Source organism: uncultured Roseobacter sp. (assembly GCF_947493125.1).
GTDB lineage: Bacteria > Pseudomonadota > Alphaproteobacteria > Rhodobacterales > Rhodobacteraceae > Roseobacter.
In genome coordinates, this window is the sequence record NZ_CANLQB010000001.1 from 150,710 (window position 1) to 174,192 (window position 23,483).

The following is a 23,483-nucleotide window of genomic DNA, read 5'->3' on the forward strand; positions in this document are numbered from 1 at the left end:
AGATGTTTCCCAATCTCGATACCGACTTCATCATTTTCGGCGTCATGCCGTATGTCGCCTTGGCGGTGCTCCTGGTGGGCTCCGTTGCGCGGAAGGAGCGTGATCCCTTCACCTGGAAAAGCTCCTCCAGCCAGCTTCTGCGCCGCAAGCAGCTCGTCTCGGGCTCCATACTGCTCCACGTAGGCATCCTGACCGTGTTCTTCGGGCTCCTTGTCGGACTTTTCACGCCGGTCCGGGTGCTGGATACGCTTGGCATTCCCTACGCGCTGAAGCAGTGGATGGCGGTTCTCATCGGAGGGCCCGCGGGCATTTCAGCGCTCATCGTCGTAACCCTGCTGTTGCACCGGCGGCTGTTCGATCCGCGGATCCGGATCACGTCGAGCTATCCGGACATCCTCATCATGGTGCTGATCTGGCTGCAGCTCGTCATCGGCCTGCTGACCATCACCCAGACGCTCCAGCACATGGACGGCGCCGAGATGGTGCGTTTCATGACCTGGTCGCAAAGCATCGTGACTTGGAACATCAATGCCCGGGCGACCGTCGTCGATGTCCATTGGCTCTACAAGCTGCACATCTTCCTCGGCCTGCTGATCACCATGCTGTTCCCCTTCACGCAGCTGGCGCACATGATCTCGGGCTTTGCGGCACCCGTCCGGTATCTGGCGCGCTCGGGCTATCAGATCGTGCGCTCACGTCGGCAAGCGCCCTTGGCGCGCCTGGCCCTGGCGCTGTCGATGCCGCCGCCCCCGCGAGACGACTTGCAGGCGCTTGCCGGTACGATCCGCCGACACCTCATCCTGGAAAATGCCGTCCTGCTGCCTTTGGCACGCGCGCGGCTGACAGGGGGCGATCTGCGCGGCCCCAGGGCCGGAATGCTCGGGCGCCGTGGTCTTAAACCTCTTTGCGGACTGACACTGGCCCAGCGATCCGCGCGAAGAGAAGACCCGATCACACGGGATATAGATCTGCAGACCAACCCATCTGGATTTCTGGAGATTCACCGCGCCCATACGGACGGACGCGAATCCTGCGCCGACGAGCCTCCTCGCGCAGGTCTCACAAATGCCCCGAAAGGGGGCCTGTCTCCGCGCACTTCGCATCGCGCAGAGGACCGCAGGTTTCAGGCAGTGTCCGCCTTGTCCTTCGGGCTGCAGATTTCCGTGATCGTCATCGCACGCAGACGATCAATCAGGCTTTGCTCTATGTCCCTCATGACACCGGCAACACGCCGGTGAAGCGCATGCTCAACCGAGCACTCAGAAGCATGCGCCTCCTCCTCGGACGCAATGAGGCTTTCATCCAAAGCCACATAGACATCCGCCAAGGTGATGCCGTCCGGGTCTTTTGCGAGGCGCCAGCCCCCGGCGTGCCCCTTCTCAGATGTCAAAAGGCCGGCCTCTCTCAACCGTCCCAGAACGCGGCGGACGACCACCGGGTTGGTGCCTGCATGGTCCGCAATGTCGGCAGATGTGCGCACACGCTCGGGGTCCCCGGCCATATGGCTCAGGGTGTGAAGGGCAAGGGACAGGCGGCTGTTGCGCTTCATTCGTGATTTCTCCCCGTGTGAGAGGCATACGTAACAATTGGTGTTGCATTCGTCTAGTAACTGCGTAAGTTACGTGACTCTCAAAGCAGTTGTTGGAGAGCAGTCATGCCAGATACGCGCCTTCCCGTCACGGTTCTTTCCGGTTTCCTCGGTGCAGGAAAGACCACGCTTCTGAACCGTGTGCTCAACAATCGCGAGGGCAGGCGGGTCGCGGTGATCGTCAATGACATGTCCGAGGTGAACATCGACGCTGATCTGGTGCGCGCTGACACCGCGTTGAGCCGGACGGATGAAACCCTGGTCGAGATGTCGAACGGCTGCATCTGCTGCACCCTGCGCGACGATCTTCTGGAGGAAGTCCGACGCCTGGCCGCCGAGCGCCGCTTCGATTACCTGCTGATCGAATCCACGGGCATCTCCGAACCCCTGCCCGTGGCGGCGACCTTCGACTTTCGGGACGAGTCCGGAGAGAGCCTGTCCGATGTGGCGCGGCTCGATACCATGGTGACGGTCGTGGATGCGGTGAACCTGCTGAAGGATTTTTCAAGCCATGATTTCCTTCGCGACCGTGGTGAGGTCATGGGGGAAGAGGATGAACGGACGCTGGTCCACCTCCTGACCGATCAGATGGAGTTTGCCGATGTGGTGGTCCTGAACAAGATCGCGGATGCAGCACCCGGCCAGGTGGACGCCGCGCGCAAGATCATTCGCAGCCTCAATGCCGATGCCGAGATCATTGAGACCAATCAATCCGAGGTTGCTGCCGAAAAGATCCTCGATACCGGCCTCTTTGATTTCGACAGGGCGCATGAACATCCGATGTGGGCCAAGGAGCTCTATGGCTTCGCCGATCACGTGCCCGAGACCGAGGAATACGGCGTAACCTCCTACGTCTACCGCGCGCGCCAGCCCTTCATACCCGAGAAGATTCTCTCCGTTCTCAATGACGACATGCCCGGCGTGATCCGCGCGAAGGGGCATTTCTGGATTGCCACCCGGCCCGAGTGGGTCGCCGAGTTCTCGCTGGCTGGCGCGCTGTCGAGCGTCAAGCCCATTGGCACATGGTGGGCCTCCGTCCCGAAAGAGCGCTGGCCGGAGCACGCCTCGGCGCAGGCCTACATACAGCAGCATTGGGCAGAGCCCTGGGGCGACCGGCGGCAGGAACTGGTGTTCATCGGGTCCGATATCGCTTGGCCTGCGCTCAAGGCCAGGCTCGACGGTTGCCTTGTCCCACAGGTGGTTGCTGAAGGGCCCGACGCCTTGCCGCTGGACCTTCCGGACCCGTTTCCCGGATGGCGGCGGATCGAGGACGCGGCATGAACTTCATCCGCAAGATCGCCCGGGATGCGGCCATCGGCGTGGGGGTCGCGGATGATCCGGCATCGCTCGACGTCTTCCTGCGTCCCGGTTGCGCGGCGGCGATCTGGCGGCGGCAGACCCCACCGGATGTCCAAAGCTGGATAGAGGACCTCGACCCGGACGTGCTGCCGCGCGGTCGCACTGTTCTTCGTCCGAACGCCGTGCCGGAGACCTTTGACAGCCTTTGCGAAATGTCCGGCCTGCCCGAAGGACCGGCGCGGGACTGGCTTCGCGAAGACATCGCAACTCTGGCATCTGTTGTCTCGGAACTCCTGAAGGCCAGCGTCTTGCGGTTTCGTCTAGATGTCGTGACGACCAACGCCTGCCGGAAATTCCACATCGACGCGATTACGGCCCGGCTGGTCTGCACCTATCGCGGGACCGGAACCCAATATGGGATATCCCCCGACGGTCGTGATCCGAGCCGGGTGTTCACGGTCCCGACGGGCGCGCCCATTCTGTTGCGTGGCACGCTTTGGCCTGCCGAGCCCCCATCCGGCTTGCTACATCGTTCACCCCCGATTGAAGGCACGGACGAGACTCGGCTTGTCCTGGTGCTGGACCCGGTTTTTGACCCGGACGACGACGCATAATCGGCCAAGAACCGGCCCTCGCCCAGCCACCGCCAGGGGCCGCCCCGACGCAGGCGCAATTGGCAAATACGCCCGTCGTCTGCTTCGTGCGTCCCGCCGCCGGCGCGGGCGACGACACCTCCGGAGAAGCCGTCGGCGCGCAGCGAAACGATCCCGTCCCGGGCCTGTCGGCACCCGCGCCGAACAGCTTGGCCAGATCTTTGAGGCGACGGAGAACGGAGAGCCCGCGCGTTGATCTGACGGACCGCATGACCGAAACATGGCTGCGGCACGCGTGCCACCGGTTCCGCTGACGGTTGCCTCGCCGTTGCTGGCGGTGTCCTTGCACACCTGAGCGGCGCAGCAGCGTGACACAGCGCGCGCCACCCTCAGGGCTCTCTAGGACAGAGTATCGCTCCCAACGGTCGGGTCAGTGTGACCGATCAGACCGGCACGCGCGCTCTCCCCATGACGATCTCGACCGGCCTCATCGCACAGCGTCTCATGGTTCCCGGTTCCCGGCCTGGCGACCCCATGGTCGCAGAGGCGACGCTTACGCAAACACAACGGCGGGCCACGTCACCACGGGGGGCTGGCGCCGGGGTTTCAGAGACCCCGGGCCATCTGCCTAGGCCGCATAAACCGCACGTTCGAACGCGTCATACAGCGCCAGGAACGGCGGCTCGACGAAGGGCAGCGTCTGGGTCATGATCACCGCCGCCACGTTCTTCTTCGGATCTACCCAGTAGTGCGTGTTCAGAACCCCCGCCCAGCTGTTGGTGCCCGCAGAGCGTTTCCCAGGCACGTCCGCGCGGTGCAGGACGGCCATGACGCTGTGGGTCGGATCTCCCTCCAGCTCCACATCTGCAGTCAGAGGCGAGACGGAGTTCATTTTCTCGAACGCCAGGCCCTGCATCTGATCGGCCAGCATCGTTGCCACTGCGTCCTCCGACAGCAGTCTGGCACCGTCCAGCGTACCCTTGTTGAGGATCATGCGCAGGAAACGCATGTAGTCCCCCGCTGTCGAATAGAGCGCATGCCCCATGCCATAGACCTCCGGCTGCGGTGGAGGCGCGATCTCCATGGGGCCAAATGCACCATCTTCGCCACGGATCGCGACACTGGCCAGCCGATCCTCCAGACCGTCAGGCTCAAAGGCGGTGCTGGTCATGCCAAGTGGTTCAAAGATCTCTTCGGTGCAGAATGCGTCGATGCGCCGCCCGTCCACCGCTTCGACGACTTGCCCCAGCCAATCCGTGTTGGGACCATAGCCCCACCGCGTTCCAGGGTCGGTGGTCAGCGGATAGTTCAGCGATGACGTCAGGCCGGACAGGATGCTCGGGTGGCCGGTCTTCTCCATGAAGTCCGGAACATCGCTGTTCCAGAACTCGTATTCCATGCCCGAGGTATGGGTTGCCAGGTGGCGCACGGTGGCAACCGTCTTGGGCGCGCGCAGGATGGGTTTGTCCCCCTCATAGCCGTCCAGGACCTTCACGTCGTTCCAGGCAGGAAGCACCTCCGCCACCGGCGTGTCCAAACTCAGCTTGCCGCGGTCCACCAGGATCATCGCGGCGAGGCTTCCGATGGCTTTGGTCATGGAGAAGATCCGAAACACCGTATCCTCGGACACATCGCCGGCCTTGCCGACGTAGCGGATACCCTCCGCGTCTCCGTGCATGGCGAGCACAAACGGCACGGCACCCTCCGTGACCCCCTGGTCCAGAATTGAATCGATGTCTGTCATGTATCGGTCCTCCCTTAGAGTTTCGCCTGAGCTTGCAACAAGAAGGGTCGGTGTCTTTGGCGCTCGGCGCAAGCCCCGGTATGATGCGCGCGCGTCACGGGGTGGCGAAAGACGAACCGGCGCCGCCTGCAGGATCTGCCGAACGAGGTTTTCCATATCGCGGAGGGGGCGGACCGATGGCGCCGCAGCGCCACGCGGACGTCAAAGCCAATTGGCCGGACGGACAGGCCGCAGGCCTCTCTTACGCCGAGCCGCAGCACCCCTCTGCGGGTGTCGAACGACCGGGTGAGATGCAGGTCCGGCAAAGCGGGGCCGTGGTTGCGGGTCGGCGAAGGGATGGTCTCCGGCAGGGTGGGGTGTCAGAGCGCTGGCGGCCCCCGCAAAGCCCCCACCACCCACCGGCATCACGGGCGCGCGGGAGGAGGCTGCTCCTGCCGAAGTGACGCGTCGCGCAGCTTGCCCGGACCGGCAAACTTGCACATGCCGGGTCCTTTCATGGATGAAAGGCGACACACAATATGACTAAAGATTCTGACCCGAAGCCCTGCTGGATCAAACCGGCTGCAGGGCTGTGTGTTTTGGAGCGGGCGAGGCGATTCGAACGCCCGACCCTAACCTTGGCAAGGTTATGCTCTACCCCTGAGCTACGCCCGCTTCCTTGGGTAAGGCGTCAGATACTAGCGCGCGCCGGTACCTGCAAGTGAAAAATCCCGTTCTTGGCTGAAAATTTCAGTCCGGCGTGACAGGGGCGGCAGCGCTTTGCAACAGGTCCCAGCGGTTGCCGAACGGGTCGCGGAAGACGGCCACCGTGCCATAGCTCTCCTTGCGCGGAGCCTCCTCGAACACGACACCCTTGGCCAGAAGTGCTGCGTGGTCGCGGGCAAAATCGTCGGTCTCCAGAAAAAGCCAGACGCGGCCTGCGCCCTGATTGCCGATCTGCGCGCGCTGCCGGTCGCTCGCGGCGCGCGCCAGCACGATGCGGGTCTGCGCGCCGGGCGGGGCCACGGTGACCCAGCGCTTGTGCCCCAGTGGGATATCCTCGCGAAGGTCGAACCCCAGCACGTCGCAGAAAAACGCAATGCCGGCGTCATAGTCCGGCACGATCACGGAGAGGGCGGCAAGATGCATGGGCAGGCTCCGGGCTCAGAGAACGAGATCGTTGTCCTGCTCCTCTTCGCGGCTTTCGTCATGGGTGGCAAGGGCGATGCCGAAGGTCAGAATGCCCACGCGCCCCGCCGTCATCAGCCCCACCACGATGAGCTTGCCCAGATCGCTGAGCTCACCCGTGAGCCCCATGCTCAGCCCCACGGTTCCCAGCGCCGAGATCACCTCGAACATCACCACATCGAAGGCCGCGTCCGCTTCGGTCAGAAACAGCAGGAACATCGCCCCCGCAAGCAGCACCAGATAATAGGCCAGACCTGCGGTGGCATCCTGCAGCCGCTGCAGCGGGATCTCGCGCTTGAAGAACCGGATGCGGTCGCGCCCCTTGAGGGTCGAGCGGACCAGACCGATCAGCGCCGCAAAGGACGTGGTCTTGAGCCCGCCGCCGGTGCCCGCGGGCGAGGCACCAATCACCATCAGGAAGAAAAACACAATCAGCACCGAATGGCTCAGCGCGCTGATGGGATAGGTGTTGAAGCCCACCGTGGTCGATGCGGTCATCACCTGGAAGAACGCGGTCAGCAGACGCTCGTTCGCGGGCAGGGCGGCGATGCCGGGCTCGACCACCATCAGGATCACCGTGCCGATCAGCAGAAAGAGCAGCGTCAGCCGGATGATCACCTTGCTGGTGAAACCGAGATGCGGGCTGCGGCCCGACAGGGTGCGTGAGGCGTCCACAACGATCAGAAAGCCCATGGCGCCCAGGATGCTCAGCGCGCTGATCGTCAGCGTGATGCCCGCATGCGCGCCGAAGCTTTCGAAACTGTTGGAAAAAAGGCTGAAGCCAGCCGTGCAGAATGCCGAAATCGAGTGGAAAATCGCGCTCCAGAGCGCGTCTTCCACGCCCTGCTGGCGGAACATCACATAAAGCACCGCCGCGCCGATCACCTCGCAAATCAGAGTGAAGCGCACCACCGAGCGGATGAAGAGCTTGGGCTTGACATCGTCCGGCAGGTTGAAGGCGTTCTTGGTGGCCTCCCGCCGCAGGCGGCTCATCCGGTCTTGCGCCGTCAACACGACGAAGGAGCCGACGGTCATGTACCCTAGGCCGCCCAACTGGATCAGCAGCAGGATCACCAACTGCCCAAAGAAAGTATAGCTGCTGCCCGGATCGACCGACACCAGCCCCGTGGTCGACACCGCCGAGGTGGCGATGAACAGGTTGTCGATGGCCGGGACTGCCGTGGCCTGCGCAAACGGCAGGCTCAGCAGGATCCAACCCAGAGCGATATAGCTGAGATAGCCCAGCAGCAACAGCTTGGCCGGTGTGGTATGGGTCAGCACCGCGCGCAGCCGGATCCACCGCGCACGCAGGCTGCGATCTCGGGAGACAGTCTGGTCGTCGGCCTCGCCGCTGTCGTCTGGCTCGTCGGACATGCGCGTCTTTCGTTCGGATCAAAAAGAGCAACGCGCAAAGGCGCGCTCGGTTCCGGACATAAGACGGATCGGTTGCCTGTCCAGATCCTGCCGAACGCGGCTTGGCCCTGGCGCGCTCAGCGCGGGCCCGCCTGCTTATCGAGGCCGGACCACAGCTGCTGGAGGACTAGGCGCGCCTCGTCGATATCCGACGTGGCCCCGTCGAGCTCCATCATTTCCACCAGATCTGACGCGACCTGGGTGATCTGCCCGCTGAGAAAGATGCGCAGATCGGGCCGGCTCACCCGCAGGGCCATCACCAGCCGGGCGAGCGCCGGAGCGGAATGCGCCCCACCCGCGGAGAGGCCGAGAATGCGGCAGGGGTCCGCGGTGATTTCCGCCATGAGCGCCTCATGCGAGCGCCCGGTCTTGACCACGACGTTCCAGCCTTCCTCGCCGAAGAGATCCGCGGCCATGCGCACGCCAAGAGTGTGGATTTCCCCCGGGACGGTGGCGAAAATCGCCGATTTCACCTCGACGGGATGGCGCGGCACGAAGAGATAGCTGTATTCGCGCAGGATCGCATAGATGCGGCTGCTGGCGATGGTGACTTCGTGGAAGCTCACATGGTCCGCGTCCCACCATTCGCCGAGAATGACGGCCGCCTCCGCCAGATAGTTGAGGTAAATGGCATCCAGCGCCGCGCCGTCGTCGCGCGCATCATGAATGAAGGCCGCGCCCTCGTCGGGATCGTCGGAGATCAGCGCATAGCAGAGCGATTCCACCTTGCGCCGACTGGGCTGGTTGACAGGGTCCCGATTGGTCGGGCGTTCGGCCGCGACACGGTGCAAGACTTCGCGCACGATGTCGCTGACAGCCTCTTCGGGCAGCTGGGCTTTGAGTTTCAAAACATCCGACTGCACTTGTGTATATCGCTCCGAAACCTGTGGCTCGGGCGATCCGTCGGGCTCGGGCATGGCTCCCCCCTGGGCTTGGCTCGGTCGTCCCTCGTGTCTTCCGTGAATCTCTCCTCAAGCGTAATGGACACGCCATGCGTGTGTCAACGAAAGTTGACAGGTGAATCGCCCGATGGTGATGACAGGCGCCGCAGAGCGCGCGCCTGATCAAAACCGCCCGTCAGTCCAGCTCGACCAGCAGGTCCTTGGCGTCGATCTGCCCGCCCGGGCTCACATGCACGGCTTTGACCGTGGCGTCGCGGTCGGCGTGAATACCCGTTTCCATCTTCATTGCTTCGATGGTCAGCAGCAGATCGCCGGCCTTGACCGGTTTGCCTGCCTGTGCGGCCACCGAGGCCACCACACCCGGCATCGGCGCGCCGATATGATTGGCATTGCCGACTTCCGCCTTGGGCCGCTGCGCCGTGCTGGATTTCACCAGACGGTTCGGCACGCGGATCACCCGCGGTTGGCCGTTGAGCTCGAAGAACACACGCACTTCGCCGTCCTCGGTGGTCTCGCCCACGGCTTGCAAACGGATCTCCAGCGTCTTGCCGGGGTCGATCTCGGCGCTGATCTCTTCACCTGGCTCCATGCCATAGAAGAAGGTCTTCGTCGGCAGGCTGCGTACCGGACCATAGATGCGGTGGCGCCCCATGTAGTCGAGGAAGACCTTGGGATACATCAGATACCCGCTCAGGTCTTCGTCATCGACCTCCTTGCCCTCCATCGCCTCCGAGGCCTCCTTGCGCAACGCTTCGAGGTCCGCAGGCGGCAGGTGCTTGCCCGGGCGCTCGGTGTTGGGCGCCTCGTCCTTCAGCACCTTCTTCACGATCGCCTCAGGAAAGCCACCGGGCGGCTGTCCCAGATTGCCGCGCATCATGTCGATCACGCTGTCAGGGAAGGCCACATCAGTGCTCGGGTCCTCCACATCCGCCCGTGTGAGGCCCTGGCTGACCATCATCAACGCCATGTCACCCACCACCTTCGACGAGGGCGTGACCTTCACGATGTCACCAAACATCTGGTTCACATCCGCATAGGTCTGGGCCACCTCGTGCCAGCGCTCCTCCAGCCCCAGCGACGCCGCCTGCGCCTTGAGGTTGGTGAACTGCCCGCCCGGCATCTCGTGCAGATAGACCTCGGAGGAGGGCGCCTGCATGCCGGTCTCGAAGGCCTTGTAGTGGCTGCGCACCTCTTCCCAGTAATCCGAGATCTCGCGGATCGCCTTGGTGTCGAGCCCGGTGTCCCGGTCGGTGTGCTTGAGGGCTGCGACCACCGAGCCCAGCGTTGCCTGCGAGGTATTGCCCGAGAGCGCATCCATCGCGCAGTCGACCGCATCGACACCCGCCTCCGAGGCGGCGAGGATCGTGGCACAGGCCACACCGGCCGTGTCATGCGTATGGAAGTGGATCGGCAGCCCCACCTCGGATTTCAGCGCCCGCACCAGTTGGCGCGCCGCGGCGGGCTTCAACAGCCCCGCCATGTCCTTCAGCCCCAGCACATGGGCGCCCGCGTCCCGCAGCTCTTTGCCCATGTCCACATAGTACTGAAGGTTGTACTTGGCGCGGTCGGGATCGTTGATATCGCCGGTGTAGCAGATCGCCGCTTCGCAGACCTTGCCGTTCTCGATCACCGCGTCCATGGCGACGCGCATGTTCTCGACCCAATTGAGGCTGTCGAAGACGCGGAACACATCGACGCCCGTCTTGGCCGCGACGCGCACGAATTCCTGCACCACATTGTCGGGGTAATTGGTATAGCCGACGCCGTTGGAGGCGCGCAGCAGCATCTGCGTCATCACATTGGGCATCGCCGCGCGCAGATCCCGCAGGCGCTGCCAGGGGCATTCCTGCAGAAAACGATAGGCCACGTCGAAGGTTGCCCCACCCCAGCATTCCACGCTGAAAAGCTGAGGCAAGTTCGCCGCATAGGCAGGCGCGACCCGGATCATATCAATTGACCGCATCCGCGTCGCGAGCAATGACTGATGCCCGTCGCGCATCGTCGTGTCGGTGATCAGAAGCTGCCGCTGCTGCCCCATCCAGTCGGCGACCGCCTGCGGGCCCTTCTGCTCCAGCAGGTTGCGCGTGCCCATCATCGGCTCCGCCTTGAGCTCCGGCGGGCGCGGGTCGCGCACCTGCGCGCCGGGGCGCGGGTGGTCCTTCGTCTCTGGATGCCCGTTCACCGTCACATCCGCGATATAGGTCAGCACCTTCGTGCCCCGGTCCCGACGACGCGAGAACTGGAAGAGCTCCGGCGTCTCGTCGATGAATTTCGTATGATAGGTGTTGTCGAGGAAGGTCGGGTGCTTCAGCAGGTTCTCGACAAAGGCAATGTTGGTGCTGACGCCCCTGATCCGGAACTCCCGCAGCGCCCGATCCATCCGGGCAATCGCTGCCTCGGGCGTCTGCGCCTTGGCGGTCACCTTCACCAATAGGCTGTCATAATACCGCGTGATCACCCCGCCCGAATAGGCTGTACCGCCGTCGAGCCGAATGCCCATACCGGTCGCCTCGCGGAAGGCGGTGATGCGGCCATAGTCAGGGATGAAGTTGTTCTGCGGGTCTTCCGTTGTGATCCGGGTCTGCAGTGCGTGACCGGTGAGCTGCACATCCTCCTGGGTCGGCTTGCCCGTGGCCTCGGCGATGGTTTTGCCCTCAGCGATCAGAATCTGCGCCTGCACGATGTCGATGCCAGTCACCTCTTCGGTGACCGTATGCTCCACCTGCACGCGCGGGTTCACCTCGATGAAGTAGAACTTGCCATCGTCCATATCCATCAGGAATTCGACGGTGCCCGCGCATTCGTAATTCACGTGCTTGCAGATCTTGTAGCCCAGCTCGCAGATCTCTTCGCGCTGCGCGTCGGTGAGGTACGGGGCCGGGGCCCGCTCCACGACCTTCTGGTTGCGCCGCTGCACCGAGCAATCGCGCTCATAGAGGTGATACATCCCGCCATGCTTGTCGCCGAGGATCTGCACCTCCACGTGGCGGGCCTTGAGGATCATCTTCTCCAGATAACCCTCGCCATTGCCGAAAGCGGCCTCCGCCTCGCGGCGGCCTTCCAGCACCTTCTCTTCCAGCTCCGCTTCCTTCTGAATCGGCCGCATCCCGCGCCCGCCGCCACCCCAGGACGCCTTGAGCATCAGCGGATAGCCGATCTCCTTGGCCTCCGCCTTGATCGCTTTCATGTCATCGCCCAGCACCTCGGTCGCCGGAATGACCGGCACGCCCGCATCCATCGCCACACGCCGCGCGCTGGCCTTGTCGCCAAGCGCGCGCATGGTCTCGGCTTTGGGGCCGATGAAAGTGATGCCGTTTTGCTCGCAGGCATCCACAAAATCCGGGTTCTCGGAGAGCAACCCATACCCGGGATGGATCGCATCCGCACCGCTCGCCTTGGCCACTCGGATCATCTCGTCAATCGAGAGATAGGCCGCCACCGGCCCCAACCCTTCGCCGATGCGGTAGGCCTCATCCGCCTTGAAGCGGTGCAGCCCTAGCTTGTCTTCCTCCGCATAGACGGCGACCGTTTTCTTGCCCATCTCATTGGCCGCGCGCATGATGCGGATGGCGATCTCACCCCGGTTTGCGATCAGGATTTTGCGGAATTCTGGCATCAGGGGCCTCCTCTCACTGCGGCGGATGCGTCTCTTTAGGAAGTATTACCCCTCCCGTAAACGCGTACTATTGGGTACGTGACCGCGAATTCTGCCGCACCGCAGCATTTTGGCGCCGGAATGTAAAGCGGCCTTTGTTTACCCGGCAGGCAAGGCAACCGGGGTCGGCAGGTCCCGCAGGGTGCGCGCGCCGAGCTGTCCCATGTTGGCCGCGAGGTCCTTGTCGAGAATGTCGATCAGATGCGCGGGCCCCTGCGCGCCGAGCGCGGCCAGCGCATAATGGAAGCCGCGCCCCAGCATCACGAAATCCGCCCCCGAGGCCAGCGCCCGCAGGATGTCGAGCCCGCCTTCGATCCCGGAATCGAAGATCAGGGGCAGGGCGGTGGCTGCGCGGATCTCGGGCAGCAGGTCAATCGCTGCGGGCGCCCCATCAAACTGGCGTCCCGCGTGGTTCGACACCCAGAGCCCGTCCACACCGATGGTCTCCAGCCGCGACGCATCTCCGGCGCGCAGCACGCCCTTGACCACGAAGGGCCCGTCCCAGGCCTCGCGCAGCCAGGCGACATAGTCCCAATCAGGCGAGGTGCGCAGCAGATAGCCGACATGGGCGGTGGAGGAGAGCGCGGTGTCCACCTCGGCGGCGTATTTCTCCAGCGTGCGCATCTTGGGCAGCCCGCGCCGCGCCATGCCCAGGGCCCAGGCAGGCTTTGCCGCCACCTGCGCCATGAGGCGTGGCGTCAGCCGGGGTGGCAGCGTCAGTCCGGAGCGCGTCTGCCGCTCGCGCCGCGAGGCCACGGGCACGTCCACCGTCAACACCAGCGTGGAAAACCCGGCAGATTTGGCACGCGCCAGCATGTCGCTGCGGATCGCCTCGTCGCGCGGCGGATACATCTGGAACCAGGCTTGGTTTCCCAGATGCGGCGCGAGATCTTCCGGTGATTGTGTCGCGACGGTGGAGAGCGTGTAGGGGATATGGGCTTTCGCGGCGGCGCGCGCCAGACTGCCCTCCGCATCGGGCCACATCAGCCCGGACATGCCCACGGGCGCAATGCCATAGGGCCGGGGCAGGGTCTGGCCGAAGAGGCGCACGCTCAGGTCGGGGTCGACCTCGCCGTGCAGCACGCTTGGCAGAAAGCCGATCCGGTCGAGGCCCACGCGGTTCCGCGCCTTGGTGCGCTCCTCGCCAGTCGCGCTGTCGAGATACTCCCAGACAAAGCGCGGCAGGCGGCGGCGCGCTTTGTCGCGCAGGTCGCTGAGGGCGGGATAACGACTGTGCAGGTCCATGGAGGCCTTGGTGACCCAAATGCGTGTCGGTGTCTATTGTGGCACGCCGGAGGATTTTGAGTATTTTTGGAAGGGTGAAGAGCCAGGGTGCGCGGAACAATATGAGAACGTGTCTTTATCTTGGGGCGGGAGGATTGTAGGGTGGTGTCATGAGCAGTTTCGATGAAATGGATGCCTTCGAGGGTGCCTCGCTGTCGGCGCGGGCGATGGCGGCGCGGCCGCAGCCTTACCTGGAGGGGTTGAACCCGGCGCAACGCGAAGCGGTGGAGCAGCTGGAGGGGCCGGTTCTGATGCTCGCAGGCGCGGGCACGGGCAAGACGCGGGCGCTGACCGCGCGGATTGCGCATTTGTTGATGACCGGCACGGCGCGGCCCAATGAGATTTTGGCGGTGACCTTCACCAACAAGGCCGCGCGCGAGATGAAAAACCGTGTGGGAGCTATGCTGGGGCAACCCGCCGAGGGGATGCCGTGGTTGGGCACCTTTCATGCCGTCTGTGTGAAGCTTCTGCGCCGGCATGCGGAGCTGGTGGGGCTGAAGTCGAACTTCACCATCCTCGACACGGATGATCAGCTGCGCCTGTTGAAACAGCTGGTGGCGGCGGAGAACATTGATGACAAGCGGTGGCCCGCGCGGCAGCTGGCCTCGATCATCGATGGCTGGAAGAACCGTGCACTGACGCCGGAGAAGGTGCCAGCCGCGGATGCGGGCGCCTACAACCACCGGGGCGTGGAAATCTACGCGCAGTACCAGACCCGCCTGAAGGAGCTGAATGCGACCGATTTCGGCGATCTGCTGCTGCATATGGTCACTATCTTCCAGACGTATGCGGACGTTCTGGAGCAGTACCAGCGCTGGTTCCGCTATATCCTCGTGGACGAGTATCAGGACACCAACGTAGCGCAGTACATGTGGCTGCGACTGCTGGCGGGCGGGCATAAGAACATCTGCTGCGTCGGCGATGATGATCAGTCGATCTATGGCTGGCGCGGGGCCGAAGTCGGCAATATCCTGCGGTTCGAGAAGGATTTTCCGGGCGCCCATGTGGTGCGGCTGGAGCAGAATTACCGCTCGACCCCGCATATTCTGGCTGCCGCCTCGGGCGTGATTGCGGGCAATGAGGGGCGGCTTGGAAAGACACTCTTCACTGACCTGACCAAGGGTGAAAGGGTGCGGCTCATCGGCCATTGGGACGGTGAGGAGGAGGCGCGCTGGATCGGTGAGGAAATTGAAGCCGCGCAGAGAGGCACGCGGGGCATGGCGCCTTATGGGCTTGATCAGATGGCCATTCTCGTTCGGGCGTCACAGCAGATGCGCGCTTTCGAGGATCGGTTCCTGACCATCGGTCTGCCCTATCGCGTGATTGGCGGGCCGCGGTTCTACGAGCGGATGGAGATCCGCGATGCCATGGCCTATTTCCGCGTCGTGGTCAGCCCGGACGACGATCTGGCGTTTGAGCGAATTGTGAACACGCCGAAGCGGGGCCTGGGCGACAAGGCGCGGCAGACGATCCAGCGGATGGCGCGCTCGAACGGGGTGAGCCTCGTGGAAGGCGCGCGGCTCTGCGTGCAGACCAAGAGCATTGGTGGCAAGGGTGGCAATGAGCTCGGCAAGCTGATCGATGGGATCGACCGTTGGGGCCGGATGCTCGGCGACACGGACCTCAGCCATATGGAACTGGCCGAGATCATCCTCGATGAGTCGGGCTATACCGCGCATTGGCAGAACGACAAGACGCCCGAGGCGCCGGGGCGGCTGGAGAACCTCAAGGAGCTGGTGAAGGCGCTGGAAGGCTTTGAGAACCTGCAGGGATTCCTCGAACACGTCAGCTTGATCATGGACAATGAGAGCGATGACGGCGGCGAGAAGGTCTCGATCATGACGCTGCACGCGGCCAAAGGGCTGGAGTTCCCGATGGTCTTCCTGCCGGGCTGGGAGGACGGGCTCTTCCCCTCGCAGCGCTCGATGGACGAGAGCGGGCTCAAGGGCCTCGAAGAGGAGCGGCGGCTGGCCTATGTGGGCATCACACGGGCCGAGGAGGTCTGCACGATCTCCTTCGCCGCCAATCGCCGGGTGTTTGGGCAATGGCAATCCTCCATGCCCTCGCGCTTCATCGATGAGTTGCCGCAGGAGCACGTAGAGGTGCTGACGCCACCGGGCCTTTACGGCGGCGGCTATGGCGCGGCGGGGATGCAGCCCCTGCGCTCCGATCTGGCGGAGCGGGCGGCGGAGGCCAATGTCTATAACTCCCCCGGCTGGCGCCGGTTGCAGGAGCGCAGCCAGCAGCGCCCGGTGAGCCAGCCGCGGGAAGCCAAGAATACCGTGATCGACATGAACGCCGTCTCCAGCTTCACCGTCGGCGAGCGCGTGTTCCACCAGAAGTTCGGCTATGGCGCCATCCAGGGCATCGAGGGCGACAAGCTCGAGATCGCGTTCGAGAAAGCGGGCACCAAGAAGGTGGTGGCAAAGTTTGTCACCGGCTGTGACGATATTCCGTTTTGAGCCGCGTAGCGGGTCGCTGCGAAGACACCTCTGACCACGCATCAAGGCCAGCACCCAACCCTGGGTGAGGGGGGGGTGCGCCCTCGCCCCCCATCGAGGGGGGATCGGGCGCGGCCCGGCGGTGCCCGCCGGGCGTGGCAGCTGCACCCGTCACGTCGGAGTTTGACGGCGAGGGGCAGGAGAGCGCTCCGCCTCTCGGGAGTGGCACCGGTCGCGGCGTTCTGGTGGAGCGTACCCGGCGCTCAGGCGAGCGGCAGCAATGTACGCGCCTCGAACCCCTTCACGATCGGCCGCGCGGCGCGGGGCAGGCCCGGGCCACCCAACTCGGGAAACAGCGCCATCACCTCGTCATGGGTTGCGCGGTCGGCCTCCAGGATGTGATCGCCCGCATAAAAACTCTCCAGCCGCGCGCCATGGGCAAAGACCACCTCATGCGCATCGAACATCACATGGTAGTAGGTGACCGCGGCGCAGGGCGCAGTGAAGACCTGATCGCCGTCACACAGGTGCTTGGCGGCACAGAGCACCTCGTCGGTCTCGAACATCAGCTGGCACTTCCACCCGCTCAACAGAATGCGATGCTGCGGCGAGACGCGCAGCACCTCGCGGTTGCCGATGCTGCCCGGCCGGAAGGTCACAGGCGCCAGCGCACCGCGCCCCGGCACCGTCCGGCGGCCGATCCAGCGCACCTGGCCCGCGCCATGATCCAGTGTCTCCACCAGATCGCCCACCGCCAGCGCCTCGACCGGCACATCGCCGCGGGGGGTCCGCAGGGGCGTGCCTGCGGTGAAACAGGCGACCGTCACCGCCGCGATGTTGAGATAGGTAAAGCTGTTGCCGTTGGGCAGCTGCACCTGGCCGCCGGTCTGCGAGAACGGGTTCACGACCGACCCCTGCGGTACGGTCAGAGTGTTGTCGCCATTGCCGCCCTGCACGAAGGTGGTGTTCAGCCCGGCAAAAATCTCATCGTCACCGCCACCCCCGTTCAGGTTGCCGCTGCCGTCCTCCGCAAAGAGCGTGTCATCGCCGCTGCCGCCGCGCAGGTTGTTGTTGCCGCCGCCCCCGCGCAGCACGTCATCGCCGCCGTTGCCGTCGATATTGTTGCTGCCGCTGCCGCCCTGCAGCACGTCATCCCCGCTGCCCCCGCGCATGGTGCCGCCCAGCGTGCCGTCGTCGGTGAAGGTGTCATCGCCGCGCCCGCCACGATATCCGGCGGCATTCAGCCCGACCGACCCGCTGACGTCATTGTCCGCGTCATTGCCGCGAAACTCGACGAACTCGCTGAACGAGCCGGAGCTGATATCGGCATCGGTATAAGTGGTGACGGCCCCACTGCGGCTGTCGGTGAAGGTGATCGAATTCGCATCGAGCGTGATCTGGAACCGGTCGCTGAGACTGCGCGCGTCAATGGTGCTGTTGCGTGTGATATCGAGCGCCGCCCAGAAGGACGGATCGGTGATATCCGCATTTGTCAGCCTGAGAAAAACCGGCATCCCATCTCCACCAGACGCGCGCGTCGTCCCGAATTTGCAGGAGACACATGCGCCACACCACCCCAGGTGACCCAAACCTTAACAAAAACCTGCCGCAAGTCACCGGGATCCCGACAAGTTGAACGATTTTGGGCTGAAGCGCGCCGACTGCAGGCCCCGTCAAAAGAAGCCAAAAGAAAAGGCGGCACCCGGGAGGAGGGCACCGCCTTTAACTTCGGTCGCCGCGGTCAGGGAGGAGGAAGACCGTTGCAACCTGTCACAACCAGCCAGGCTGGTCTTGGTAATAGGGACAGCGGCATCCGGGAGGAGGATGAATGCCGCTGCTTGGTCACAGACGCCCTAGGGAGGAGGAAAGGCACGCCTGATCTGATGGCCCTGACGCGGAGCGTTGTGGCTCCGGGCGAGGGGCGCACGGGTGTGCGCTTGAAGTTGTGGCGACGGCATCCGGGAGGAGGATGAATGCCGCCGCACAAGTCACAGGCACCCTAGGGAGGAGAAGCGGGGCCTGTTCCTGACGCGGCCTTACTTGGCCGCGAAGTTTTCGGCTGCCTCCAGTGCGATGCCGCGGATCATCGACCGGCTGAGGCCCAGGTCGTTCAATTCGCGCTCGCCCAGGGCGGCCAATTCGGTGTAGGTCTGCCGGTACACGCGGTGCTTGGCATAGCGGGCCTTCGCAGCGTTCAGCAGGTTTGCGGTGGCGACCAGCGCCCGTTCGATCAGGCTGCCGGATGCGGTGTGTGTTTGTGTGTAATAGGCCATGTACGTTGCCTCTTCGTTACCAGTCTCACTTGCTTGTGGCCTTTATGTAGGAAGATGCTGCAGCTGCACAATAGCCGCCATTACAATGCTGCCATGCAGCAAACGCATGGGCGCCCTAGCGTAAATTTATGCGTGTTGCTATAGGGTTAAGCAGCTGGAGACCCTATTTACTGTTAGCGGAAACAGGCGCTTAGCAAAGTGGCGCGGATGAGGAGAAATTGAGCATGTCTGTGACGAAAGCCGAAGTTGAGGCCGCGCTCGCCCGCGTGGCCCTGCCGGACGGAAAAAGCCTCATTGCGCATGATTTGATTCGAGCGCTCACCATAGACGGCGGCACCGTGCGCTTCGTGATCGAAGCGCCCAGCCCCGAGGTCGCGCGCCAGATGGGTCCGCTGCGCGATGCTGCCGAGCAGGTGGTCAGAGAGCTGCCGGGGGTCGAGACAGCACATGTGGCGCTCACCGCCCACGGCCCGGCCGAGACGAAGCCCGCGCCCCCCAGCCTCAAGATCGGCGGGCATCCGAAACCGCAGGCGGGGCCGACCAAGCCCACCGGCGTGAAACGCATCCTTGCCATCGGCTCCGGCAAGGGCGGCGTGGGCAAATCGACCGTGTCGTCGAACCTCGCGGTGGCGCTGGCCAAGGCGGGTCGCAAGGTCGGCCTGCTCGATGCCGATATATACGGCCCCAGCCAGCCGCGCATGATGGGCGTGAACAAGCGCCCCGCCAGCCCCGACGGCAAGACGATCATTCCCCTGCACGCCCATGGGGTCACGCTCATGTCCATCGGCTTCATGCTGGAGGAGGGCAAGGCGGTGGTCTGGCGCGGGCCGATGCTGATGGGCGCGCTGCAACAGATGCTGGGGCAGGTGGAGTGGGGCGAGCTCGACGTGCTGCTGGTCGACTTGCCCCCCGGCACCGGCGACGTGCAGCTCACGCTCTGCACCAAATCCGAGCTCACCGGCGCCATCGTCGTCTCCACGCCCCAGGATGTGGCGCTGATCGACGCGCGCAAGGCGCTTGATATGTTCGACACGCTGAAAACGCCGGTGCTTGGCCTGATCGAGAACATGTCGATGTTCATCTGCCCCGACTGTGGCGCCGAGCATCAGATCTTCGGGCAGGGCGGTGTCGCGGCGGAGGCACAGAAGCTTGGCGTGCCGCTGCTCGGCGCGCTGCCCATCGACTTGGACACCCGCTTGGCAGGCGATGGCGGCACGCCGGTCGCCGCAGGCGATGGGCCGATGGCCGAGGCCTATGCCCGCATCGCCCAAGGGCTGATCAAGGGCGGCATGGCCTAGCTCAGCGCGCGGCCCTGCACCAGATGGCCGTAAAGCGTGCTCAGAACGCTCACATAAAGCAGCGCGCTGATCACCAGCTGCGTCACGTCGAAAATCAGCGCATAGCCGGGCAAGGCAGTCGCCAGCCCGATGGCCAGCTGTTCCATCACCGTGTTCAGTATGGCCAGCAGAACGGCGGTCCAGAAGACATCGCGGGCGATACGCTGCGTCGCCTGCCAGCTGTCCGAATATGTCATCGGCTGCCCCATGGCGGCGGCGGGCAGGATCAGGCTGATCCGCAGCAGCACCCAGGAGAGCCCGGTCAGAAAGATCATGAACACGCCCACCGAGGCGAGCTGGCCCAGGGCAGGCCCGAGCGCCGTGACCAGGATGAGGCTGACGATGCCGACGGCCATGCCTCCACCCAGAGCCAGCACCACCATGATCAGCCCGATCATCAGCGCACATCTGAAATAGAGCCCATAGACCGCCGAGCCCGGCCGCATCACCTGCGTCCGCGCGGCTCCTTCGAGCAGCGCATGACGGTGCCACAGGATGGCAAAGCTCATCCAGCCGAGCACAAGAACGGCAATGGCCAGGATCAGCAGCGGCACATTCTCAATGGTATCAGAGCCCTCCGGCCCCGCCCCTTGTGCAAAGCTCAGGAAGAGCAGACCGCCCGCAATCCCATAAAGCAGCGCGCCGGGTGCGATCACCGTCAGCGTTCTGAGAGGTTCGGCCACGATGAGCCGTATCGAGCGGCCAAGGATCTGCAGAGGGATATTCACGGGACCACATCTGACACTTGTTACACCACACCCCTCTATGTCGGCATGGCGCGCCGGGCGCAATGCTTCAGGTCAGAAAGGGTTAACCCTGTTGCGGGCTCGGCTCAGCCCAGATCGCGCCCCTCGATCAGATGCGCATAGAGCGTGCTCAGCAGGCTCAGGAACGCCAGCATCTGCACAAAGCTCAGGCCGAACTCGATCGGAATGGCCCAGAGCGGGAAGGCATGCACCACCGGCGTCAGCGCCACATTCAGCCCGATGCTCAGCAACCACAGAAGCAGGATCAACCGCAGGATCATGAACTGCGCGGGCCGGGTCGCCTGCCAGCTCCGCAACAGCCCGATCGGCTGGTTGAGCGCCGCCGAGGGCAGGATCAGACCGAGACGGAAGATCAGCCACATGGAGACCATCACCAGCACCAGCCCCATCAGCAGGCCCGCCACCAGCTGCGCGTTCGAGAAAAAATCGAAAGCGTAGGTCCCCACCATGCCGACCCCCCAGCCCAGCGGCAGATAGACCGCCAGCACGATCAGCCCGATCAGCACACTATACCCGATATAGCGCCCATAGGCGGCGAGCGGCGGGCGCATCACCCCGGCGCGCCGCTCGCCTTGCAACAGCGCATGCCGGTGCCACATCACCGCCACCAGAACCGCCGCCACCAGCGTCAGCAGAAACTGCAACAGCAGCGCGGTGGAAAACAGCGCATCGGTGTGCAGCGCCCCGCCGGAGAAGATGGCAGGCCCGGTCAGGAAGATGGCGCCCACAAAGACCAGCACGCCGGGGGCCACCACCTTCAAGCTTTGCAAAGGGTGCGCAAAGATCAGCCAAAGGCTGTGTTTGAGAATAACAAGATCGGTCTTCATACCAGGCTCCACATGAACTGCCCGTGTGGTAGGTCCGGGCCGGGCGCCCCGCAAGCGGCTGCACCGCGGCTCTGCCGGTCTGATATGGGAGATCATGGGATATTTGCCGGATCACGCCCTCTGATCCGGGACGGGATGGGCGAGTGTGCAGGTCCGAATCGCGATTCTGTCCAAATTCTTCTTGATTTTGAGAACATATATAGAACATATAGCGGATATGCGCGGCGCTGTACGCTTTCACCAGCAAATCGCCGCTGTGATCAAATTCAATATCTTGGGTATAAGCGGATTTTGCCCTCTACAAGTTGATTGGGGATACAGCTGAAACCACAACATATTGTGTTGGTTAACGCGAAAAACAAGATTTAGGAATTTGGTAACTAAAAATCCCTTGCCGTACCATGTTTTCCCACGTTATACCTTTTCACATCAGATGAGAACGAGCAGGGGCACCAAACGACCCCACGCACAATAAAAACTCTAGCAGGTTTCATACAGGCACCTCGCTTTCATCAGACCAAAGAGATCCGGCGCGCGAGCGAGCAGACATCCCCCCAGGTGGCGCGCGCAGCTGGACTTACCGCCAAGCGCGGAACGAGGACGGCGGGTTGATCAGTGGCAGCAGATCAACCCGCCGTTTCGATTTCAAGAGAGGGGGATACGCGCCGGAATTGAAGTGGCGTGACCGGATTGGGATGAGGCAGTGAGCCGCAGGTTCAGAGGCGAAAGCCAGCACAAGGTGGATACGAAGGGGCGGGTGTCCATCCCGGCTTCGTTTCGCCGTGTGATCGAGGCCGCCGACCCCAACTGGTCCTCCGGCGACGCCCCCGAGCTGGTCATCGTCTATGGCGATCACCGCCGCAATTACCTGGAATGCTACACGATGGAGGCGATCGACGAGGTCGACGCCAAGATCGACGCGCTGCCGCGCGGCGCGATGGAGCGCAAGATGCTCCAGCGCCTCTTTCACGGCCAATCCTTCCCCACCTCCATCGACGAGACGGGCCGCCTGGTCCTGCCCGCCAAGCTGCGCACCAAGATCGGTCTGGAGGGCGAGGCCTTCTTCATCGCCGCCGGCGACACCTTCCAGATCTGGAAGCCCGAAACCTATGAGGCCGAGGAGGCCGCCAAGACCGAGGCCTGGCTCGACGATCTGCCCGACGATTTCGATCCGCTCGAATTTCTGGACGCCAAGAAGGGGGAGTAAGCCATGGCTGCGACAGCCTCCTCTGATGCGCCCGCCCCCCATATCCCCGTCTTGCTGTCCGCCATTCTCAAGGCAGTGGCCCCGGTGCGTGGCACCTGGCTCGATGGCACCTTTGGCGCCGGCGGCTACACGCGCGGGCTGCTTGAGGCGGGCGCCGACAGGGTCATCGCGGTCGACCGCGACCCGCTGGCCTTCGAGATGGCCGCAGACTGGGCAGAAGCCTACGGCGACCGGCTGGTGCAGCAACAGGGCGTCTTTTCGCAGATGGACGACTATGCCGACGCGCTCGATGGTGTCGTGCTCGATCTCGGCGTCTCTTCGATGCAACTCGACCAGGCCGAGCGTGGGTTCTCCTTCCTGCGCGACGGCCCCCTCGACATGCGCATGAGCCAGGAGGGCCCCTCGGCGGCGGATATCGTGAACGAGGCTTCGGAAGAGACGATCGCCAACATCCTTTTTCAATACGGCGAAGAGCGCGCCAGCCGTCGTATCGCCCGCGCCATCATCCGCGCCCGCCCGATCACGGGAACGCTGCATTTGGCCGAGATCATCGAGGGCTGCCTGCCGCGCGCCAAGCCGGGCCAGTCGCACCCTGCCACCCGCAGTTTTCAGGCGCTGCGCATTGCCGTGAATGACGAGTATGATGAGCTTTTCCAAGGCCTTATGGCTGCCGAACGCGCCCTAGCCCCCGAGGGTCAACTGGCTGTGGTGACCTTCCACTCCGTCGAGGACCGCATGGTGAAGCGCTTCCTCACCGCGCGCTCAGGCGCGGGTGGCAACGCCAATCGTTACGCGCCGCAGGCCGAGACCGCGCCGCCCGGCTTCACGCTCAAATCCCGCAAGGCGATCCAACCCGATGCCGCCGAAGTGGCTGCAAACCCCCGCGCGCGCTCGGCCAAGTTGCGCGTGGCCACCCGCACGGACGCGCCCGCCGCCCCCGTGGACGCAAAAACCCTCGGTATGCCGATTGTGAAAGAGGTCTGACC

At 63.9% G+C, this 23,483-nt stretch carries 18 protein-coding genes and 1 tRNA gene; 7 read left to right on the forward strand and 12 right to left on the reverse strand.

What is annotated here, in order from left to right:
- The first annotated feature begins 2 nt into the window (after positions 1–2).
- A complete protein-coding gene (gene narI, locus Q1A71_RS00800; protein WP_299670694.1) occupies positions 3–1,238 on the forward strand; it encodes a respiratory nitrate reductase subunit gamma in 1,236 nt (411 codons plus the stop codon).
- Here the strand turns inward: narI and Q1A71_RS00805 are convergent.
- Complete coding sequence (locus tag Q1A71_RS00805) at positions 1,124–1,549, reverse strand: Rrf2 family transcriptional regulator (protein ID WP_299670696.1); 426 nt, start codon at positions 1,547–1,549, stop codon at positions 1,124–1,126. The two genes, narI and Q1A71_RS00805, sit on opposite strands and share 115 nt — an antisense overlap.
- A 105-nt stretch (positions 1,550–1,654) precedes the next feature.
- Here Q1A71_RS00805 and Q1A71_RS00810 point away from each other — a divergent pair, with 105 nt between their 5' ends.
- Both Q1A71_RS00810 and Q1A71_RS00815 read left to right on the forward strand, forming a co-directional pair.
- Positions 1,655–2,869, forward strand: coding sequence for a GTP-binding protein (locus tag Q1A71_RS00810; RefSeq protein WP_299670698.1), 1,215 nt, complete (start codon positions 1,655–1,657; stop codon positions 2,867–2,869).
- Positions 2,866–3,501, forward strand: a complete 636-nt coding sequence (locus tag Q1A71_RS00815; protein WP_299670700.1) for a DUF1826 domain-containing protein — start codon at positions 2,866–2,868, stop codon at positions 3,499–3,501. Before Q1A71_RS00810 ends, Q1A71_RS00815 begins: the two co-directional genes overlap by 4 nt.
- 607 nt (positions 3,502–4,108) lie before the next feature.
- Here Q1A71_RS00815 and Q1A71_RS00820 read toward each other — a convergent pair.
- From Q1A71_RS00820 to Q1A71_RS00850, 7 genes are all read right to left on the reverse strand, one after another.
- The gene (locus Q1A71_RS00820) at positions 4,109–5,224 is read right to left on the reverse strand and encodes a serine hydrolase domain-containing protein (RefSeq protein WP_299670702.1); all 1,116 of its coding nucleotides are present in this window, start codon (positions 5,222–5,224) and stop codon (positions 4,109–4,111) included.
- A gap of 579 nt (positions 5,225–5,803) precedes the next feature.
- Positions 5,804–5,878, reverse strand: a tRNA-Gly gene (locus Q1A71_RS00825).
- Between the two features lie 75 nt (positions 5,879–5,953).
- Complete coding sequence (locus tag Q1A71_RS00830) at positions 5,954–6,352, reverse strand: VOC family protein (RefSeq protein WP_299670704.1); 399 nt, start codon at positions 6,350–6,352, stop codon at positions 5,954–5,956.
- A gap of 15 nt (positions 6,353–6,367) precedes the next feature.
- Positions 6,368–7,765, reverse strand: coding sequence for a potassium transporter TrkG (locus Q1A71_RS00835; protein WP_299670706.1), 1,398 nt, complete (start codon positions 7,763–7,765; stop codon positions 6,368–6,370).
- 116 nt (positions 7,766–7,881) lie between these two features.
- Positions 7,882–8,721 (reverse strand): cobalamin-dependent protein, encoded by an 840-nt coding sequence (locus Q1A71_RS00840; protein ID WP_299670708.1) that lies wholly within the window; start codon positions 8,719–8,721, stop codon positions 7,882–7,884.
- 160 nt (positions 8,722–8,881) lie between these two features.
- Positions 8,882–12,322: a pyruvate carboxylase gene (locus tag Q1A71_RS00845; RefSeq protein ID WP_299670710.1), complete on the reverse strand. Its 3,441-nt coding sequence runs from the start codon at positions 12,320–12,322 to the stop codon at positions 8,882–8,884.
- A gap of 138 nt (positions 12,323–12,460) precedes the next feature.
- Positions 12,461–13,606 (reverse strand): alpha-hydroxy acid oxidase, encoded by a 1,146-nt coding sequence (locus Q1A71_RS00850; RefSeq protein WP_299670712.1) that lies wholly within the window; start codon positions 13,604–13,606, stop codon positions 12,461–12,463.
- A 149-nt stretch (positions 13,607–13,755) separates the two neighbouring features.
- Here Q1A71_RS00850 and Q1A71_RS00855 point away from each other — a divergent pair, with 149 nt between their 5' ends.
- The gene (locus Q1A71_RS00855) at positions 13,756–16,107 is read left to right on the forward strand and encodes a UvrD-helicase domain-containing protein (protein WP_299670714.1); all 2,352 of its coding nucleotides are present in this window, start codon (positions 13,756–13,758) and stop codon (positions 16,105–16,107) included.
- Positions 16,108–16,349: 242 nt separating this feature from the next.
- On the opposite strand, the gene Q1A71_RS00860 is transcribed toward Q1A71_RS00855, so the two are convergent.
- A complete protein-coding gene (locus Q1A71_RS00860; protein WP_299670716.1) occupies positions 16,350–17,600 on the reverse strand; it encodes a Hint domain-containing protein in 1,251 nt (416 codons plus the stop codon).
- A gap of 522 nt (positions 17,601–18,122) precedes the next feature.
- Positions 18,123–18,359: a DUF1127 domain-containing protein gene (locus Q1A71_RS00865; RefSeq protein WP_299670718.1), complete on the reverse strand. Its 237-nt coding sequence runs from the start codon at positions 18,357–18,359 to the stop codon at positions 18,123–18,125.
- Between the two features lie 224 nt (positions 18,360–18,583).
- Between Q1A71_RS00865 and Q1A71_RS00870 the strand changes: the two genes are divergently transcribed.
- On the forward strand, positions 18,584–19,657 hold the full coding sequence (locus Q1A71_RS00870) for an Mrp/NBP35 family ATP-binding protein (RefSeq protein ID WP_299670720.1): 1,074 nt from the start codon (positions 18,584–18,586) through the stop codon (positions 19,655–19,657).
- On the opposite strand, the gene Q1A71_RS00875 is transcribed toward Q1A71_RS00870, so the two are convergent.
- On the reverse strand, positions 19,654–20,424 hold the full coding sequence (locus tag Q1A71_RS00875; RefSeq protein ID WP_299670722.1) for a hypothetical protein: 771 nt from the start codon (positions 20,422–20,424) through the stop codon (positions 19,654–19,656). The two genes, Q1A71_RS00870 and Q1A71_RS00875, sit on opposite strands and share 4 nt — an antisense overlap.
- 104 nt (positions 20,425–20,528) lie before the next feature.
- On the reverse strand, positions 20,529–21,290 hold the full coding sequence (locus Q1A71_RS00880; RefSeq protein WP_299670724.1) for a hypothetical protein: 762 nt from the start codon (positions 21,288–21,290) through the stop codon (positions 20,529–20,531).
- A gap of 703 nt (positions 21,291–21,993) precedes the next feature.
- Here Q1A71_RS00880 and mraZ point away from each other — a divergent pair.
- Together mraZ and rsmH are read left to right on the forward strand one after the other, a co-directional pair.
- Positions 21,994–22,497 (forward strand): division/cell wall cluster transcriptional repressor MraZ, encoded by a 504-nt coding sequence (gene mraZ, locus Q1A71_RS00885; protein ID WP_299670726.1) that lies wholly within the window; start codon positions 21,994–21,996, stop codon positions 22,495–22,497.
- Positions 22,498–22,500: 3 nt separating this feature from the next.
- Positions 22,501–23,481 (forward strand): 16S rRNA (cytosine(1402)-N(4))-methyltransferase RsmH, encoded by a 981-nt coding sequence (gene rsmH / locus Q1A71_RS00890; RefSeq protein WP_299670728.1) that lies wholly within the window; start codon positions 22,501–22,503, stop codon positions 23,479–23,481.
- Positions 23,482–23,483: the final 2 nt, after the last annotated feature.

Bases quoted from the DNA above. Each gene is read 5' to 3' on its own strand.
- narI (WP_299670694.1), top strand. From the start codon at position 3: ATGTTTCCCAATCTCGATACCGACTTCATCATTTTCGGCGTCATGCCG.
- Q1A71_RS00805 (WP_299670696.1), bottom strand. From the start codon at position 1,549: ATGAAGCGCAACAGCCGCCTGTCCCTTGCCCTTCACACCCTGAGCCAT.
- Q1A71_RS00810 (WP_299670698.1), top strand. From the start codon at position 1,655: ATGCCAGATACGCGCCTTCCCGTCACGGTTCTTTCCGGTTTCCTCGGT.
- Q1A71_RS00815 (WP_299670700.1), top strand. From the start codon at position 2,866: ATGAACTTCATCCGCAAGATCGCCCGGGATGCGGCCATCGGCGTGGGG.
- Q1A71_RS00820 (WP_299670702.1), bottom strand. From the start codon at position 5,224: ATGACAGACATCGATTCAATTCTGGACCAGGGGGTCACGGAGGGTGCC.
- Q1A71_RS00830 (WP_299670704.1), bottom strand. From the start codon at position 6,352: ATGCATCTTGCCGCCCTCTCCGTGATCGTGCCGGACTATGACGCCGGC.
- Q1A71_RS00835 (WP_299670706.1), bottom strand. From the start codon at position 7,765: ATGTCCGACGAGCCAGACGACAGCGGCGAGGCCGACGACCAGACTGTC.
- Q1A71_RS00840 (WP_299670708.1), bottom strand. From the start codon at position 8,721: ATGCCCGAGCCCGACGGATCGCCCGAGCCACAGGTTTCGGAGCGATAT.
- Q1A71_RS00845 (WP_299670710.1), bottom strand. From the start codon at position 12,322: ATGCCAGAATTCCGCAAAATCCTGATCGCAAACCGGGGTGAGATCGCC.
- Q1A71_RS00850 (WP_299670712.1), bottom strand. From the start codon at position 13,606: ATGGACCTGCACAGTCGTTATCCCGCCCTCAGCGACCTGCGCGACAAA.
- Q1A71_RS00855 (WP_299670714.1), top strand. From the start codon at position 13,756: ATGAGCAGTTTCGATGAAATGGATGCCTTCGAGGGTGCCTCGCTGTCG.
- Q1A71_RS00860 (WP_299670716.1), bottom strand. From the start codon at position 17,600: ATGCCGGTTTTTCTCAGGCTGACAAATGCGGATATCACCGATCCGTCC.
- Q1A71_RS00865 (WP_299670718.1), bottom strand. From the start codon at position 18,359: ATGGCCTATTACACACAAACACACACCGCATCCGGCAGCCTGATCGAA.
- Q1A71_RS00870 (WP_299670720.1), top strand. From the start codon at position 18,584: ATGTCTGTGACGAAAGCCGAAGTTGAGGCCGCGCTCGCCCGCGTGGCC.
- Q1A71_RS00880 (WP_299670724.1), bottom strand. From the start codon at position 21,290: ATGAAGACCGATCTTGTTATTCTCAAACACAGCCTTTGGCTGATCTTT.
- rsmH (WP_299670728.1), top strand. From the start codon at position 22,501: ATGGCTGCGACAGCCTCCTCTGATGCGCCCGCCCCCCATATCCCCGTC.